Consider the following 752-nt stretch of genomic DNA (forward strand, 5'->3'; position numbering starts at 1 on the left):
TTGGCGAGAGCCTTTCCAAGAAGTTGCAAGAGTGGTGCTTCGGTGCCTGCGCTGGTCAATGCGGTTACCCCCTTGTTGGGATATCGGAATACCTGTGATGACGGCAATAAGAAAAATGTCTGTATCCATGTCTTTGGACATACGTAGTCAAAAATTACTATTTGGCTACATTGCACACATTTTTTGCAGCAGGGCGAACAGATTGGAATACGAGACAACTTTACGCCACGAGCGCAAGCTTGGCATTGATGAGGGTCGCAAGCAAGGCATTGATGAGGGCATTGACAAGACGATAGTTAAAAGCGCTTTGAGCGTAATGACAAAGTTAAATGTGTCAGCTGAACAGGCGTTGGATGTAATAGATGTACCCAAGTCTGACCAGCCCAAGTACCTGAAGCTGATGAAAGAAAAAGCTTAACAGCAAAAAAAGAAGTTGCTCGATTTGAGCAGCTTCGTTTTGTTTTCTACAATTTTTTGATCAAGTCAGTAAACTCGTCCAGTCTTTCTTCGAAGACCTTGAAGGCGTCTTCCAGGTAGTCGGACTTGGTCATGTCGACGCCGGCCTTTTGCATGATGTTGATCGGGTAGTCGCTGGAGCCGGACTTGAGGAAGTCAAGGTACTTCTCCCGGTCTTCCTGGCCGCCGCGGGAAATCTTGCCTGCCAGGGCAGTCGCGGCGGCAAAGCCGGTCGCGTACTGGTAGACGTAGAAGTTGTAATAGAAATGCGGGATCCGGGCCCATTCCAGCTCGAT

Annotated in this window: 2 protein-coding genes; one reads left to right on the top strand and one right to left on the bottom strand. The window is 48.5% G+C overall.

Features of this window, described 5'->3' with window-relative positions; translation table 11 throughout:
* On the top strand, nt 1–418 hold a 418-nt coding region (locus tag lacNas_RS14055; RefSeq protein ID WP_211762145.1), incomplete at its 5' end, for a hypothetical protein.
* A gap of 46 nt (nt 419–464) precedes the next feature.
* Here the strand turns inward: lacNas_RS14055 and lacNas_RS11605 are convergent.
* Nucleotides 465–752, bottom strand: a 288-nt coding sequence (locus lacNas_RS11605; protein WP_244661467.1) for a M3 family metallopeptidase, incomplete at its 5' end; no start/stop codon positions are given.

Origin of the sequence: Lactobacillus nasalidis (assembly GCF_016587775.1) — a bacterium.
GTDB classification, from domain to species: domain Bacteria; phylum Bacillota; class Bacilli; order Lactobacillales; family Lactobacillaceae; genus Lactobacillus; species Lactobacillus nasalidis.